This window comes from Xanthomonas sp. LMG 8993, assembly GCF_009835065.2.
GTDB lineage: Bacteria > Pseudomonadota > Gammaproteobacteria > Xanthomonadales > Xanthomonadaceae > Xanthomonas > Xanthomonas arboricola.
Genome location: NZ_QVIF02000008.1, coordinates 142,359 through 159,145 on the forward strand (window position 1 = coordinate 142,359; position 16,787 = coordinate 159,145).

The 16,787-nt window shown below is 67.5% G+C and carries 10 protein-coding genes; 8 read left to right on the forward strand and 2 right to left on the reverse strand.

The annotated features are described in order from the left end of the window. Window positions 1-45: 45 nt before the first annotated feature. The 3 genes from lptF to DYQ94_RS15385 are packed head-to-tail and all read left to right on the forward strand — an operon-like array spanning window position 46 to window position 2,536. Window positions 46-1,128, forward strand: a complete 1,083-nt coding sequence (gene lptF / locus DYQ94_RS15375) for an LPS export ABC transporter permease LptF (RefSeq protein WP_039814671.1) — start codon at window positions 46-48, stop codon at window positions 1,126-1,128. Then, window positions 1,125-2,231, forward strand: a complete 1,107-nt coding sequence (lptG, locus tag DYQ94_RS15380) for an LPS export ABC transporter permease LptG (RefSeq protein ID WP_024939127.1) — start codon at window positions 1,125-1,127, stop codon at window positions 2,229-2,231. The genes lptF and lptG overlap by 4 nt, the downstream gene beginning before the upstream one ends. Window positions 2,232-2,236: 5 nt before the next feature. Further along, complete coding sequence (locus DYQ94_RS15385; protein WP_126966639.1) at window positions 2,237-2,536, forward strand: hypothetical protein; 300 nt, start codon at window positions 2,237-2,239, stop codon at window positions 2,534-2,536. Between the two features lie 130 nt (window positions 2,537-2,666). Here the strand turns inward: DYQ94_RS15385 and DYQ94_RS15390 are convergent, their stop codons facing one another. Beyond that, window positions 2,667-3,128, reverse strand: a complete 462-nt coding sequence (locus DYQ94_RS15390; RefSeq protein ID WP_054592486.1) for an RDD family protein — start codon at window positions 3,126-3,128, stop codon at window positions 2,667-2,669. 187 nt (window positions 3,129-3,315) lie between these two features. Between DYQ94_RS15390 and xerD the strand changes: the two genes are divergently transcribed. The 5 genes from xerD (at window position 3,316) to DYQ94_RS15415 (ending at window position 16,330) form a co-directional block, all read left to right on the forward strand. Beyond that, the gene (gene xerD / locus DYQ94_RS15395; protein WP_126966640.1) at window positions 3,316-4,287 is read left to right on the forward strand and encodes a site-specific tyrosine recombinase XerD; all 972 of its coding nucleotides are present in this window, start codon (window positions 3,316-3,318) and stop codon (window positions 4,285-4,287) included. Between the two features lie 135 nt (window positions 4,288-4,422). Next, entirely contained in the window at window positions 4,423-5,226 is an 804-nt protein-coding gene (locus DYQ94_RS15400; protein ID WP_016902881.1) for a DsbC family protein, read from the forward strand. Between the two features lie 372 nt (window positions 5,227-5,598). After that, complete coding sequence (gene purL / locus DYQ94_RS15405) at window positions 5,599-9,651, forward strand: phosphoribosylformylglycinamidine synthase (RefSeq protein ID WP_126966641.1); 4,053 nt, start codon at window positions 5,599-5,601, stop codon at window positions 9,649-9,651. 746 nt (window positions 9,652-10,397) lie between these two features. Continuing rightward, window positions 10,398-14,366 carry a YadA-like family protein gene (locus DYQ94_RS15410; RefSeq protein WP_221232210.1) on the forward strand — a complete coding sequence of 1,323 codons (3,969 nt, stop codon included), beginning with the start codon at window positions 10,398-10,400 and terminating at the stop codon, window positions 14,364-14,366. Window positions 14,367-14,449: 83 nt separating this feature from the next. Continuing rightward, window positions 14,450-16,330: a S8 family peptidase gene (locus tag DYQ94_RS15415; RefSeq protein ID WP_164738935.1), complete on the forward strand. Its 1,881-nt coding sequence runs from the start codon at window positions 14,450-14,452 to the stop codon at window positions 16,328-16,330. On the opposite strand, the gene DYQ94_RS15420 is transcribed toward DYQ94_RS15415, so the two are convergent. Continuing rightward, complete coding sequence (locus tag DYQ94_RS15420) at window positions 16,324-16,695, reverse strand: hypothetical protein (protein ID WP_126966643.1); 372 nt, start codon at window positions 16,693-16,695, stop codon at window positions 16,324-16,326. The genes DYQ94_RS15415 and DYQ94_RS15420 overlap by 7 nt on opposite strands. Window positions 16,696-16,787 lie beyond the last annotated feature (92 nt).

Genomic DNA, 16,787 nt, shown 5'->3' on the forward strand with positions numbered 1-16,787 from the left:
GGCGCCGCCGCGAACGAATCCGAGAGTTTAAAACAAGCCCACCCCATGCCGAAGCTCGATCGATACCTGCTTAGCGATTTCACCCAGAGCTTCCTGGCCACCTTGATCGTGCTGCTGGTCGTCAGCGTCGGCGGTGTGCTGGTGGATATCCTCGGCAATATCGCCGACGGCCGCATCCCTGCTCGCTTGCTGCTGTCTCAGGTGGGCCTGCAATTCGTTGCGTATCTGCCGATCATCCTGCCGCTGGCGCTGATGCTGGGGCTGTTATTGGCACTGGCGCGGCTGTACCGCGATTCAGAAATGGCCGTCATCACCGCCATCGGTGTGGGCCCGCGGCGCCTGCTGCGGCCGATGCTGATGCTGGTGGTGCCGGTGGTGGTGGTGATCGGGCTGTGCTCGCTGTGGCTGGGCCCCTGGGCCAGCCGCACCGCCGAGACCATGCTGGAAGACGCCAACCGCAGCATCGTGATGGCCGGCCTGGAGTCGGGCAAGTTCACCCCGCTGTCCGGTGGCGGCGTGGTGTACCTGACCACGATCTCGGCCGACGGCAAGGGCCTGGGCAAGGTCTTCATGCAGCGCCAGAAGGACGACCGCATCGATGTGGTCACCGCCGACCGCGGCGCGATGTTCTTCGAAGGTAAGGCCGACCGTTATCTGCGCCTGGAGGACGGTTACCGCATCGAAGGCCCGGCCGCCGGCAATACCCTGGACTACCGCCTGATGAAGTTCGCCAGCAACGATGTGGCCTTGCCCGACCGGACCCAGGTGCACGATGCCAACGATCCGGAAGTGATGTGGACCACGCAGCTGCTGTCGGACCAGCGCCCGGCCGCGCGCGCGCAGCTGCATGAGCGCCTGGCGCCGCCGCTGCTGGCGCTGGCCTTCGCGCTGCTGACCCTGCCGCTGTCGCGCAGCGCGCCGCGGCAGCAGCGGTATGGCCGGATCATGCTGGCCTTCCTGGCGTACATGGTGGGCACCAATCTGATGATCGTCGGCACCCAGTGGATCGCCAATGGCAAGACGCCGGCCGCGCTCGGTCTGTGGTGGCTGACCCTGCCGCTGCTGGCGGTGGCGATCTGGGCGTATGCGCGTGATGGCCGCGTGCGTCGGCCGAGGGTACGCGCATGAGGCTGATGCCGCGGGTGCATGACTGGTACATCGGGCGCGCGGTGTTGTTCACCGTGCTGCTGACGTGGGCGGTGCTGCTGGGCCTGGACCTGGTCAACGCCTTTGCCAGCGAGGCCAAAAGCATCGGCCAGGGTAGCTACAGCTTTGGCCATGCGGTGGCCTATGTGGCCTATACCGTGCCGCGCCGGGCCTACACCTTGTTTCCCACCGCGGCGGTGATCGGCGCCCTGATGGGCCTGGGCCAGCTGGCGGCAACGTCCGAGCTCACCGCGCTGCGCGCGCTGGGCGTGTCGCGCAAGCGTATGTCGGCCTCGGTGGTGGCGGCCATGGCGCTGCTGACCGCCACCATGGTGATCAGTGGCGAGACGGTGGGGCCGTGGGCACAGAACCAGGCCGATACCCTCAAGACCAGCGCCCGCTACAACAGCAACATGGCCGGCTCGCGCTATTCCGGCCTGTGGGCGCGCGAGGGCGACACCTTCCTCAACGCGCTCAGCGGCGAAGAAAAGCTGCTCGATGGCGGCGGCACCGCGCTGGACCTGCACGATGTGCGGCTGTACCACCTCGATGCCAGCGGCCGCATGCAGCAGCTGACCTATGCAGCGCTGGCCGAGAACCGCAACGGGACCTGGACGCTGCGCCAGGTGCGCCGCGACACCTTCCAGGAGCGCTCGGTGCAGCGCGAAACCTTCCCCGAGCTGCCGTGGCAATCCCAGCTCAGCCCGGCGGCACTGGCGGCCGGGCTGGCCAAGCCGCGCAACCTGTCCGCGCGCGATCTGGAACAGAGCATCGAGTACCGCCGCCGCAACGGCCTGGACGCACGCGACTACGAAGACCAGTACTGGAGCCGCTGGTTCTATCCGCTCAACGTATTGGCGCTGTGCCTGGCGGCGATTCCGTTCTCGTTCGGTTCGCTGCGTAGCGGCGGCCTGGGCAAGCGGCTGTTCCTGGGCATCCTGTTCGCGCTGGGGTTCTGGCTGCTGCAGCTGTTCTTCGGCCGCATGGCCGGCGCACTCAAGCTGGATTACCGCATCGCCTACGCGCTGCCGCCGATGGTGATGCTGGGCGTGTCGGCATGGCTGTTCCGACGGCGCAGTAGCTGACGCCGATGCGTCGGTTCAGCGTGTTCGGAACCGTGCTCTGTCTGCTATACGTCGCTGGAACTGCTCTATGCGTGTGGGCGGCCAGCGACGCTGGTGGCGACCCCAAGGGCCATTTTGTATTGCTGCAGTTGCCGCTGACACCACAGCTGACTGTGCTTGATGCCATGGGTGCTGACGCCTGGTTGACCGATATGCCCTGGGTGCACAGCTATCTGCTATTGGTTCCGCCATTTCTGGCGGCGCTGTATCTGGTTGGCTATGCCGTGCAGTGGCTGATTGAGCGCCCCTCGGCACGCGGGCATTGAGTCCACACCCGTCTCGGTTCGCCGCATTTAACTGCCTGCACGCGAGCAGTTGCCTGGTGGGTGCTTCGCATGACGGCCGCACTCCGTTGTCGCCTGCCGTCGAGATCGGCAAGAGGCCGGTCTGGTCGTTTCAGCGTTTGGGTGTGCGTTGCAGCCGGGTACCACTGGCGCGGTCGTGCCAGGCCAGGCGGTCGCGGTCCAGCCACGCCCACCAGAATCCTGCGCCAGCCAAGGCCAGCGACAGCGTGCCGACGGCATAGCGGACCCAGAGCGCGCGCCAGGTGGCTTGCGGGCCGACCAGCGACAGCCGCCACGGGCGCATGCCCAGGGTCTGGCCACCCCGTCGCCAGCTGACGGTGGCGTACACCCCGGCGGCGATCCAGCAGCACAGCCACAACAGCCATTGCCAGCCGCTGAAGGGGGCGATGTTTTCGCGGGCCGGGTGCCCGGCAAGCGTGAAGCCCAGCGTGAACGCGGCGGAGATCAGCATCCATAGCGCCAGGACCGGCCAGGCGTCGTAGCACAGGGCCAGCAGGCGCCAGACCACCAGGGCGGGCGGTCGCGCGCTGCGCGGTGAAGGGGGCGAGGTCATGCCGCGAGCATAGCCGGCGCAGCCGATCGGGCAACGTCGCGCTGCGGCAATCCCGCGCCGGGCCGGGCCTGTGCGTCGAGGCGGGAGCGATGTGGTGGCTGGCTTGTCGAGGCAAGCCGCACCACCAATCCCGCGCCTGGCCAACACGGCGCGCCGCAAATCGCATGTCACGCTCTATGCTGTTGCGATGTCAGCCAGCAGTCCCGCCGAACGTCGCCAACTGGCGCAACACCTGCCACCGGTGCAGGCCGCCGATGCCGCCGCCATCGAACGCTTCCTGGACCGGTTATGGGCCGAGCAGGGCGTGGCACGGCAGACCCTGGACAGTTACCGGCGCGACCTGGAAGGCCTGGCGCGCTGGCGCGACGGTGCCGGCGGCGGCCTGCTGGGTGTCGATCGGGCGGCGTTGTTCGACTATCTGCGCTGGCGCGCTCAGGCCAATTACTCCCCACGCAGCGCAGCGCGGCTATTGTCGACGCTGCGGGCGTTCTACGCGCTGTGCCTGCGCGATGGGGTACGCAGCGACGACCCGACGGCGCTGATCGACCCACCAAAGTTGCCCCGTAGCTTGCCCAAGGCGCTGACCGAAACGCAGATCGATGCGCTGTTGGCCGCGCCCGAGATCGACACCCCGCTGGGCCTGCGCGACCGCGCAATGCTCGAGCTGATGTATGCGGCCGGCCTGCGCGTCAGCGAACTGGTCAACCTGCCGGCGGTGGGGGTCAATCTGCGCCAGGGCGTGCTGCGGGTCACCGGCAAGGGCAGCAAGGAGCGGCTGGTACCGCTGGGCGAGGAATCCCAGCACTGGCTGGAGCGGTATCTGAGCCAGGCGCGCCCGCTGCTGGCCAGCCACAAAGCGGTGGCGGCAGTGGACGGGCAGGTGCCGCTGTTCATCGATGCAGCGCGGCAGCCGCCCAGCCGCCAGCAGTTCTGGGCGCTGGTCAAACGCTATGCGGCGGTGGCCGGGATCGACCCCGCCACGGTGAGCCCGCACGGGCTGCGGCACAGCTTTGCCACCCATCTGCTCAACCACGGTGCGGACCTGCGCGCGCTGCAGATGCTGCTGGGTCACAGCTCGCTGTCCACCACGCAGATCTACACCCTGGTGGCGCGTCAGCACCTGCAGAAGTTGCACGCCGCCCATCATCCGCGCGGCTGACTGCGGTCGCAGGCGCAGCGGCATCCCCCCGCGGCCCATTCAGCGGCTCGGCCGGCAAACAAAGCGTCCCGCTCGCTGCCTGGCTTCATCTGCGCTGTGCGAGAATCCAGGCACCCCATTCAACTGGATGCGTGAATGTATCGTCTTGCCATCGCCGCGCTGCTGGGCGCAATCAGCCTTACCGCCTGCGCGCAATCCTCGCAGCCTGCGGCAAGCAATGCCGGCGCCAAGCCAGCTGCCGCCGCTGCCCCCGCCGCTGCGGGCAATGTGGACCAGCGTGTGAGCGTCGCGCTCAAGGCGCTGGATCCGGATTTCAAGCCGGACTACATCGGCGCCGCGCCGTTTCCCGGTTTCCGCGAAGTGGTGGTCGGCGGGCAGGTGCTGTACGTCAGCGACGACGGCCGTTACCTGATCCAGGCGCAGCCGTTCGACATCCAGAACAAGCAGTTCGCTGCCAGCCCGGGCCTGCTGGCCTACCGCCGCAAGCAGCTGGAGACCGTGCCCAAGGCCGACCGCATCGTGTTCGCACCGGCAAACCCCAAGTACACCGTGACAGTGTTCACCGACGTGGAATGCGGCTACTGCCGCAAGCTGCACAGCGAGATCGGCGAACTCAACAAGCAGGGGATCGCGGTGGAATATCTGGCGTTTCCGCGCATGGGCCTGGGCAGCCAGGACCACAAGGAAATGATCGCGGTGTGGTGCGCCGCCGACCGCAAGCAGGCCCTGACCGCGGCCAAGTCCGGGCAGCCGGTGAATGCCAAGGACTGCAAGAACCCGGTGTCCATGGAATACACGCTGGGCCAGCGTCTGGGCGTCAATGGCACCCCGGCGATCTTTGCGCCGGACGGCACCCAGCTCGGTGGCTACCTGCCGCCGGCGCAGCTGCGTGAGGCGCTGGAAAAGCGCGCGGTCAGCACTGCCGGCGGCAGCCGCTGAGGTATCCCGCAGCGGAGCCGGGATGCTGGCCGCTGCGGCGGTCGGTGTGATTGATCAGGAGGCCGGAATGCATGCATTCCGGCCTCCTGCGTTTCAGGGGCGGGCTGGCTGAGCGGCGGTGGACCGGTGGTGGCTAGCGCTGCGGACGTTGCCACCGCGCTGAGACCGGCCCCAAGGCAGGTGGGCGCGACAATCCCTGCCGGCATCGCCATCCGCCTTCGCCGTTGCCGCATCGGCCGGAATGCGCCGAATCCGGCCCGGGCTGTGCGAATGATCACCGCATGGATCGGCGGCCCACCCACGCCGGGTCCGGCGCCGACGCATCAGCTCCGTTACAATCTGCAGCCCCGTTTCTGACACGGTTCCCCGGACATGATGGTCCTCGAGGGCGCTTCCGCCCTTTCGCCGTTCCGCCGCGCTCGGCTCGAAACCCGCCTGCAAACCCTCGTTCCCGCGCTGCGCATCACCGGCGCCTGGCACGTGTACTTCATCCGCGCCGAGGCCGGGCAAGCGCCCGACCAGGCCACCTTGCAGCGGATCCTGCAGGCCGAAGCCGCCCCCGCGCCGCGGGCCGAGGATGCTTCCTCGCGCTATGTGGTGCCGCGTCTGGGCACCTTGTCGCCGTGGTCGAGCAAGGCCACCGAACTGGTGCGCGGGGCCGGGCAGCCGATCCAGCGCGTGGAGCGCGGTACCCGCATCGATCTGGCAGGCTGGCCGGCCGACGAAGCGATGCAGGCCGCCGTGGCCAAGCTGCTGCACGACCCGATGACGCAGTCGCTGCTCGGCTCGGCCGCGGCCGCCGAGGCGCTGTTCAACGTGCCCGATCGCGGACAGTTGCAGCGTGTGCCGCTGGCGGCGCTGGAACAGGCCAACCGCGACCTTGGCTTGGCCTTGGCGCAGGACGAGATCGATTACCTGCGCGAACGCTTCGCCGAGCTGGGCCGCGACCCGGCCGACGTCGAGCTGATGATGTTCGCCCAGGCCAATTCCGAGCACTGCCGGCACAAGATCTTCAATGCCAGCTGGACCATCGACGGCAAGCCGCAGGAACGCTCGTTGTTCCGCATGATCAAGCACACCCACCAGCAGACCCCGCAGCACACCTTGTCGGCCTACAGCGACAACGCGGCGGTGGTGGAAGGCGTGCCGGCCGCGCGCTATCGGCCGGATCCGGCCAGTGGCGAGTACCGTGCCGAGGCGGTGCTGCCGTCGGCGTTTGCGATCAAGGTCGAGACGCATAACCACCCGACCGCGATCGCGCCGTTTCCCGGCGCCGCCACCGGTGCCGGTGGCGAGATCCGCGACGAAGGCGCCACCGGCCGCGGCGGCAAGCCCAAGGCCGGGCTGACCGGGTTCACGGTGTCGCACCTGCGCATCCCGACCCTGCCGCAGCCGTGGGAGGCGCCGCGCGCGCTGAACCCGCGCATGGCTCCGGCGCTGGACATCATGCTCGACGGCCCGCTCGGCGGCGCCGCGTTCAACAACGAATTCGGCCGGCCGAACCTGCTCGGCTATTTCCGCAGTTTCGAGCTTGCCGAAGGTGAGGGCCTGACCCGCGCCTACGACAAGCCGATCATGCTGGCCGGCGGCCTGGGCGCGATCGATCGCAATCAGGTCGAGAAGCTGCGCCTGCAGCCCGGCGATGCGGTGATCGTGCTGGGCGGCCCGGCGATGCTGATCGGCCTGGGCGGCGGTGCGGCCAGCTCGGTGGCGGCCGGCGACAGTGCCGAGGCGCTGGATTTCGCCAGCGTGCAGCGCGAAAACCCGGAGATGGAGCGCCGCTGCCAGGAGGTCATCGACCGCTGCGTGGCGCTGGGCAGCGACAACCCGATCCGCTGGTTCCACGATGTGGGCGCGGGCGGCCTGTCCAACGCCATCCCCGAGTTGCTGCACGACTCCGGCGTGGGCGGCATCATCGACCTGGGCCGCGTGCTCACCGACGACCCCTCGCTGTCGCCGCTGGAACTGTGGTGCAACGAATCGCAGGAGCGCTACGTGCTGGGCGTACCGCAGGCACGCCTGGACGAATTTGCCGCCATCTGCGCGCGCGAACGCTGCCCGTTTGCCGCCGTCGGCGTGGCCACGGCCGAGGAGCGGCTGGTGGTTGGCTATGGCGTGTTTGGGGACGGGATTGGGGAGTCGGGATTCGAGATTCGCAAAAGCGATTCATCAGTTGCCGGGTCCGCCGTTGCTTCCAACCAATCCCCAATCCCCAATCCCCAATCCCCGCTCCCGATCGACCTGCCGATGGACGTGCTCTTCGGCAAGGCACCGAAGATGCATCGCGATGCGTTGCATCCGCCGGCGCCGCAGTGGCCGGTGCTGCAGACCGCCGCGCTGGACCTGCAGCAGGCCGGCCTGCGCGTGCTGGCGCATCCCACGGTGGCGTCCAAGAGCTTTCTGGTGACCATCGGCGACCGCAGCGTGGGCGGCCTGACCGCGCGCGAGCAGATGATCGGGCCGTGGCAGCTGCCGCTGGCCGATTGCGCGATCACCCTGGCCGGCTTCGACACCTTCGCCGGCGAGGCGATGTCGATCGGCGAGCGCACCCCGCTGGCGTTGTTGAACGCCGCCGCGTCGGCGCGCATGGCGGTGGGCGAGGCGATCACTAACCTGTGCGCCGCGCCGGTGCAGACGCTGGACAGCATCAAGCTGTCGGCCAACTGGATGGCCGCCGCCGGTCACGCCGGCGAAGACGCGCTGCTGTACGACGCCGTGCGCGCGATCGGCATGGAGCTGTGCCCGGCACTCGAACTGAGCGTGCCGGTGGGCAAGGACTCGCTGTCGATGCAGGCGCAGTGGGTTGACGCTGGGATTGGTGATTCGGCAGTCGGGATTGGCGAAACGCCGCAGCCTTCCGCCGTTGCGAATCCCCAATCCCCAATCTCCAATCCCATCGCCCACAAGAGCGTTTCACCGGTCTCCTTGATCATCAGCGCATTCGCGCCGGTCGGCGATGTGCGCACGCAGTTGACGCCGTTGTTGCGCAGCGACGAAGAGAGCGAGCTGTGGTTGATCGGGTTGGGCGGCGGCAAGCAGCGCCTGGGCGGTTCGGTGCTGGCGCAGGTGTATGCCGACGCTGCGGCATTGCCGGCGTTCGGCGGCGAGGTGCCGGATCTGGACGATGCGCAGCGGCTGCGCAGCTTCTTTGAACTGATCCGCGCGGCGCGCGAGAGCGGCCTGTTGCTGGCGTACCACGACCGCAGCGATGGCGGTGCGTTTGCGGCGCTGTGCGAGATGGCGTTCGCCTCGCGGCAGGGCCTGGACATCACCCTCGATGCCTGGGGCGACGATGCATTCCGCAGCCTGTTCAACGAAGAACTGGGCGCGGTGGTGCAGATCGCCAGCGAGGACCGCGCCGCGTTCGCCGATCTGGTCGAGCGGCACGCGCTGACCGAGTGCGCGCAGCGCATCGCACGCCCCACCGGCGCGCCACGCATCCGCGTGAGCGGGCAGGGCCGGGTGCTGGCCGAGTGGCGTTGGGAAGCCTTGTTCGATGCCTGGTGGTCGGTGACGCACGCCATGCAGAAATTGCGCGACAACCCGGAAACCGCCGACGAGGAGCGCGCGCAGGCACGCGACTTCCAGGCGCCGGGATTGCGTCCGAAGCTGGTGTTCGACCCGTCCGAAGACGTGGCCGCGCCGTTCGTGGCGACCGGTGCGCGGCCCAAGGTGGCGATCCTGCGCGAGCAGGGCGTCAACGGGCAGATCGAGATGGCCTACAACTTCGAGCGCGCCGGTTTCCGTGCGTTCGACGTGCACATGAGCGACCTGATCGAAGGCCGCGTGGATCTGGCGCAGTTCTCCGGGTTTGCCGCCTGCGGCGGCTTCAGCTACGGCGACGTGCTGGGTGCCGGCCGTGGCTGGGCCACCTCGATCCTCGAGCGCTCGGCCTTGCGCGATGCGTTCGCCGCGTTCTTTGCGCGCAGCGATACCTTCGCGTTGGGCGTGTGCAACGGCTGCCAGATGCTCAGCCAGCTCAAGGACATCATTCCCGGTGCCGAGCACTGGCCGCGCTTTTTGCGCAATCGCAGCGAGCAGTTCGAAGCGCGCACCGCCTTGCTGGAAGTGGTGGAGTCGCCGTCGATCTTCCTGCGCGGCATGGCCGGTTCGCGGATCCCGGTGGCGGTGGCGCATGGCGAAGGCCGCGCCGAGTTCGACACCGTGGTGGATCAGGCGGCTGCCCGTGTGGCCCTGCGCTTCATCGATGGCGATGGCGCGGTGGCATCGCAGTACCCGCTCAATCCGAACGGCTCGCCGGACGGCATCACCGGGCTGACCAGCAGCGACGGTCGCGCCACCATCCTGATGCCGCATCCGGAGCGCACCCCGCGCACGGCAAACCTGAGCTGGCACCCGGCCGACTGGGGCGAGGACTCGCCGTGGCTGCGCATGTTCCGCAACGCGCGGGTCTGGTGCGGTTGACGGTGCGGAGGTGTGTGGCGTGAGCTGAAGCGCCGTACCAACCGTGTCATTGGACGGCCGTGTGCAGCGATGCACACGGCCGTTGTCGTTTCCGGTGTCGGAGCTGCGCGACGGCCTGCGGTGGTATCGAGTCCTTCGACCGTTGCCGCGAGCGGCGTGGCGATGCCTGGTGCTTTATGAGCAAGAAAATGCATGGCCGCGTTTGGGTCGACTGCAGGCTCCCAAGGAGCCGGGCTCGCCTGCAACAGCTGCCAATGGCAGCCACGTCCTTGCACGCAGCGCGCGCATCGGCAGGACACTCGAGAAAAACGCGGCTTTCCAGCCTGGCCCGCGGCCAGCACAAGGCTTGTCGCCATCACGTTGCATGCGTTCCTGGTGGGGGCGAACGTCTGCGGTCGCATTGGCGCTGTTGCGATGAAATGCATTTAGTGAAGGTCGAAACATGGTTTACTTTAAGTAACTATCAAAACTACTAGGTATTTAGTCGAAGTATCTGGTGATGCTGCTTGTGTGACGTCAATCTCAATTGAAATTTTGGTTTTTCAATAGATTCAGACCACGTTATGAATCTTCGATTCATGGCGTTTCTGCAGCACTTTATGGATTGATCGTGGATGCTTTTGCGCGGGTAGTTGCCGCTGCAGAAGCAGGGCGAGTGCGTTTTCGATAAACCTCAGGGGGACCGTGCGATGCAATCGTACGGTGGTCGGTTTTTACATGCCAGACCAATGGGGAGTCAGTCGGTAATGAAGCGAATTCAATTGGATGCCGGTGGTGAGCAGCGTGCTCATCGCCGAACGGTGAGGCTTGCCCGCGATGCGGGAAATCAAGCGTTATATCGGTCTGCCGGGCATGCCCGCGGCAGGCTGGCGGCGGCACTGCTGCTGGCGCTTGCCGGCGTGGCTGGAGTTGCCCAGGCCACGACCACGCAAGCCGACGCGCTTGAACCTTGCACGGTGGTTCAAGGCCAACAGCGTTGCGACGCCGATGCGGCGACAAGCGACAGCGCCGCGCCTGCCATCGTGAGCGCGCGAGCAGCGGCAACACCTGCGGCCGATGCCGATGCACCGGCGTTTGCGGATGGGCAGGATGCGCTGGCACTGGGCAATGCGAGTAATGCGCTGGGCGATGGAACCAGCGCGTTCGGCGGCGGAAGCCTGGCATTGGAGCGCGACGCCACCGCGATCGGACATAACGTGTCGGCCGCAGGGGAATCGGCAACCGCCGTCGGCAGCGTGGCAACGGTCTACGACTACGACGCATCCGGATTTGTCATCGGGCAACGCGAACAGGCCACGCAAGCGTCCGGTGTGGGAGCCACTGCCGTTGGCGGTGGTGCAGTGGCTGGGGATCCGTTTTCCAGCGCCGTTGGCAGCGGCGCCAGCGCCACTGGCGTGCAGAGCGCGGCGCTGGGTTATCGCGCACAGACCTTCAACGACGGCGCCACCGCGATCGGCGGTTTGTCCACGGCCAGTGGTTTTCTTTCCACCGCCGGCGGCTACAGTTCGCGTGCCAGCGGAGACACGTCCACGGCCTTCGGTTACCGGGCGCGCAGCCAAGGCAGCAGCAGTATCGCGGTGGGCGATACCGCATTGGCCAGTGGCGTGCAGAGCGTGGTGGTCGGTGGCATCAGCAACTTCGGCTCGATCACCGCTGCCACCGGAACAGGCGGCATCGCGCTCGGCGCAGGTGCGCAGAGCCAGTCCGATTATGCGATTGCCATTGGCTACGATTCCAACATCTTTCCCAATGCGCCAGGCAATACCGATGCAGTGGCGATCGGCCACAGCGCCGGTTCGTTCGCGCCACGCACGGTGTCGCTGGGTGGTTTCGCCTTGGCGATGGGCGATGGTGGTATCTCGATCGGTCACGACAGCACCGCCTACACTGAAAACAGCATCGCGTTGGGCGCACGTGCCGGCACCTCGTGGTTCAACGGCAACAACACCGCGATCGGTGCAGATTCCCAAACCAATGGCATCGATGCGGTGGCAATCGGCTATGGCGCGCGCGTGGGCGATTTTGTTGACGATGCCTGGAACCGCTCTGCCTCCAGCGCCGTCGCACTGGGCGCGCATTCCTACGCGAACCGCAGCAACACGGTGTCGGTTGGCGATGTGCAGGCGGGGCTGACGCGGCAGATCACCAGCGTGGCGGCAGGCACCGAGGCCAATGACGCAGTCAATGTCGCCCAACTCGACAGCGTGCGTGCGGTGGCCGACCGTCTCGACAGCACGCTGGCCATTGGCAAGACCGATACGGACGAAGTCGCTGCCCATGTCGACGGACTCAACGCGCTGGCGTTGGGGAGCGCCAGCAACGCGATCGGCGATGGTGCCAATGCGCTGGGCTCGGGCAGTCTGGCACTCGGGCGCGATGCCGTGGCCGTCGGCCGCAACGCCAGCGCGGCCGATGCCTCGGCCGTTGCAGTGGGTGGCGTCGCGTCCGTGCCGGTATTCGATGCGGCGGGTTCCATCGTCGGCGCGCAGGAACAGGCCACCTTGGCCCAGGCGCGCGGTGCAGCGGCGCTGGGCAGCGGGGCGATTGCCACGCGCAGCTTCGCCACCGCGGTCGGCACGGGGGCAGCGGCCAGCGGCGAGCAATCGATGGCGGCGGGATTCAGCGCACGTGCGCAGGATGATGTCGCCACCGCGGTGGGCGCGTTCTCGACCGCGCGCAGCACGGCGGCGTCGGCCTTCGGTGTTGGTGCGCGGGCCGACGCGAGCATGACCACGGCGGTGGGCTTCAATGCCTCCAGTCTTGGCGAGAGCAGTGTTGCCGTGGGCAGTCTGGCGGTTGCCGCCGGCGAGCGCAGCGTGACGCTCGGCGGCATGTCGCTGATCAGCTCCACGCTCAGGCCGGCGGGTGCGTTCCGGGTCGGTGGCGTTGCCATCGGCGCAGGTGCGCGCAGCGACGGCGATTACGCCGTTGCGCTTGGCTACAACGCCAACGTGTTCTCCAACGACAACAATACCGACGCGGTGGCGATCGGCCATAGCGCCGCGTCGTTCGCTCCGCGCACGGTGTCGCTGGGGGCATTGGCATCGGCCGAGGGCGCGGAGGGCATCGGCATCGGCTATGACGCGCGTGCCACCTCCAGCAGGAGCATCGCGATCGGGAGCGGCGCCAATACGTCGATCCTCTATGGCGACAATATCGCGCTGGGAACCAACGCCAAGGCGGATGCGCCCGATGCGATCGCGATCGGGCGCAATGCCAACGTGGGCGTGTTCGTCGGCGAAACGGGCAGCGCGGCGGTGGCATTGGGCGTGCAATCAAATGCGTTGGGCAACAACAGTCTGGCAGTGGGCTACAACGCGTTTACCCGCGAGGGTGGCCGTGATGCCGTCGCACTCGGTGCCAATGCCGGTGCCAGCGGTGCCGATTCGGTGGCGCTGGGCGCAGGTTCGCGCAGCTACGAGGCCAACGTGGTGTCGGTGGGCAACGGCAATGGCCGCGGCGGCCCGGCCACGCGCCGCATCGTCAATGTCGGCAATGGTGCGATTGCCGGTGGCAGTACCGATGCGATCAACGGCGGCCAGCTGTTCCAGTCGTTGAGTAATGCCGCCAGCTTCCTCGGCGGTGGTGCGGCGATCGGTGCGCAGGGCGTGTTCGTCGCGCCGACCTACGTAATCCAGGGCAGCAGTTACCGCAATGTGGGCGAGGCGCTGATTGCGCTGGACAGCAAGGTCAGCGAGCTGGATGCGCGTGGTGGTACCGCGACGCCTGGCGCTGCGGCGCGTTCGGCTGCAGCGCGTGCGGCAACGGCGCCAGCCCCGGCTGCGGACGCCTCGATTGTCGCCACTACCCCGGATGCGACAGCCGATGGCCTGCAGTCGACATCGCTGGCCATTGACGGCATGGCCGACAGCGCGGTGTCCTCCGTCACCGCAACGGCGAGCGGGCTTGCTGCAAGCAACGCGCTCCAAGGCACGCCCACCGCAGCAGTGGTCGGCAGCATCACCCCGGCCACAACGTCCACCGCCGTCGGCACGGCCGCAGTGGCCAACCACGTGACCGGCACGGCGATTGGCGGCAGCGCGTATGCGCATGGCCCCAACGACACCGCAATCGGCAGCAATGCGCGCGTCAATGCCGATGGCAGCACCGCGGTCGGCGCCAACACGCAGATTGCCGCGGTGGCGACCAATGCGGTGGCGATGGGCGAAGGCGCGCAGGTCAGTGCGGCCTCCGGCACGGCGATCGGACAGGGCGCACGTGCGAGTGCACAAGGTGCGGTCGCGCTGGGTCAGGGGGCGGTTGCCGATCGTGCCAACACGGTGTCGGTGGGCAGCGTCGGCGGCGAGCGTCAGGTGGCCAATGTGGCCGCCGGCACACGTGCCACCGATGCGGTCAACAAGGGCCAGCTGGACAACGGCGTTGCCGCGGCCAACAGCTATACCGACAGCCGCTACAACGCGATGGCCGACAGCTTCGAGACCTACCAGGGCGATATCGAAGACCGTCTGCGTCGGCAGAACCGTCGCCTGGATCGTCAGGGCGCGATGAGCTCGGCGATGTTGAACATGGCCGCCAGCGTCGGTGGTATCGCCACACAGAACCGCGTCGGTGCCGGCGTCGGTTTCCAGAACGGCGAATCGGCGTTGTCGGTGGGCTACCAGCGTGCGATCAGCCCGCGCGCCACCTTGACGGTGGGCGGCGCACTCAGCGGTGACGACCGGTCGATCGGCCTGGGCGCCGGCTTCGGCTGGTAGCGCAGGTCTTGCCATCGCAGCGGCTGCGCTCGCGGCGGCTGCGTGCTCACTCATTTGCATTTCATCTTGAAGAGGACGTCATCGTGATTCAGACCCATCGTTCCCGAACCCTCGCCATTGCCTGCAGCGCCGTGCTGTCACTCGCCGGCGGCCTCGCCAGCGCGGCCACACCAGACGGCATGCGCAGCGCGCAACAAGTGCAGGCCATGCGCGATGCGCCGGTCGACGCCATCATCGTCACCTATCGCAGCGGCACAGTGAGCGCGCGCACCGTCGGCGCCGCGTCCACGGCCACCATCACTGCGGCGGCATCACGCGCGGCAGTGCGCCTGGCGTCGGCCACGCGCAGCGGCGCGCAGGCGGCGCCGACGCATGTGCGTACCCTGGCGGTGGGTGGAGAGTTGATCCGGTTGCCCACGCAACTCAGCCGCAGCGACGCCGACCGCCTGGTGCGCGAGCTGCAAGCCGATCCGGCGGTGGAACATGCACAGATCGATGCACGCGCCTATCCGTTGCAGAGCAGCGGCGGCAGCTTGCCCAACGATCCACTGCTGGCGAGCAATCAATGGCATCTCACCGATCCGGTCGGCGGCATCGATGCGCCGGCGGCGTGGAAGACCGCGCAGGGCGAGGGCGTGGTGGTGGCGGTGATCGACACCGGCATCCTGCCGGCGCACCCGGATCTGGCCGGCAATCTGCTGCAGGGCTACGACTTCATCACCGATGCCGGCCGGTCGCGACGTCCGACCGATGCGCGCGTGGCGGGTGCGCTGGACCGTGGGGACTGGGAGGCCGAAGACGGCGAGTGCGGCATTTTTTCCGCGGCGCATGACAGCTCCTGGCATGGCACCCACGTGGCCGGCACGATCGCCGAAACCACCGGCAACGGCATTGGCGGTGCCGGCGTGGCCTACAAGGCCAAGGTGCTGCCGGTCCGCGTGCTCGGTCATTGCGGCGGTTCGTTCTCGGATATCAGCGATGCCATCGTGTGGGCGTCCGGCGGGCATGTGGAGGGTGTGCCGGACAATCGCGACCCGGCGGAAATCATCAACATGAGCCTGGGCGGCTTTGGCCCCTGCGATTCGGTCACGCAGGCGGCGATCGACGGTGCGGTGTCGCGTGGTACCACCGTGGTGGTGGCGGCCGGCAACGATGGCTCGGATGTGTCCAGTGCGGTGCCGGCCAACTGCGCCAATGTGGTGTCGGTGGCGGCCACCCGCCTGACCGGCGGCCTGGCGTACTACAGCAATTTCGGCAGCTTGATCGATCTGGCCGCACCCGGTGGTGGCGCACGCGATCTGGCAACCGACACCTTGTACGACGGCCCGATCGGCAGCTGGATCTGGCAGACCGGCTACACCGGCAAGACCACGCCCACGTCCGGCCAATTCGACTACATCGGGCCCGGCTTTGCCGGAACCTCGATGGCCTCCCCGCACGTGGCGGGGACTGCCGCACTGGTGCAGAGCGCGCTGATCGCCGATGGCAGGCCGCCGCTGACACCTGCGGCGCTGGAACGCCTGCTCAAGCGCAGTGCACGCGCGTTTCCGGTGCAGTTGCCGTTGAGCACGCCGGCCGGCACCGGCATCGTGGATGCCGGTGCGGCGATCGATCGTGCACTGCGTCGCTGCGACAGCGGCGATCTGGGCTGCCAGCTGGATGCGCAGACGCTGCGCAACAGCGTGCCCGAGCGCGGCTTGTCCAATGTGGCCGGCGATGCCGGTGTATTCGCCTTCGAGGCGAACGCGGGTGCGGTGCTGAGCTTCATCAGCTTCGGCGGCAGCGGGCAGGCGGCGCTGTATGTCGCCTTGGGCCGCGCGCCGAGCGCGACCGACAACGACGGCATGTCCAGCCGCAGCGGAACCAGCCAGACGGTGCGCTTCACCGCACCGCGTGCCGGGACCTATTTCATCCGGCTCGACGGCAGCGGCTTCGATGGAGTGAGCCTGTTGGCGCGTCAGTGATCCGACACATGGCGGCGCGAGGGGGTGTTGACGTCGGTTTCCTGACGCAACGGTGCGGGCAAAACCGCTCTCGTCGTGCACCATGATGGGCTGAGTGGTCGGCGCGGGGAGCGCTGGTCCGATTCCTGACCTGTTCGGCGCGCGGTTTTGCGCAACCAAGCCTGCTGGCGTCCTGCCAGCGGGCTTTTTTGTCTGCTGCGGACATGCGCATTCAGCTTGGAAATGTCTCTCAAGACATGACCTAGATCGCTGTTTTCCAAAGAATTATCAAAAAACGAATAAAAGCAAGCAGAAGTGTGATGGAACGCACGTTCAACTTCGCTTTCTGTCAAAAACTTGACGCCTGATTTGACCGCTGTTAACACTTCGCTCAGTTCTATGGTTGGGTAGCGTTCACTTTTTGACTACCCAGGGTGCAGCTTCCCGCGCACTGCCATTTGGCCCATGGCGCCAATCA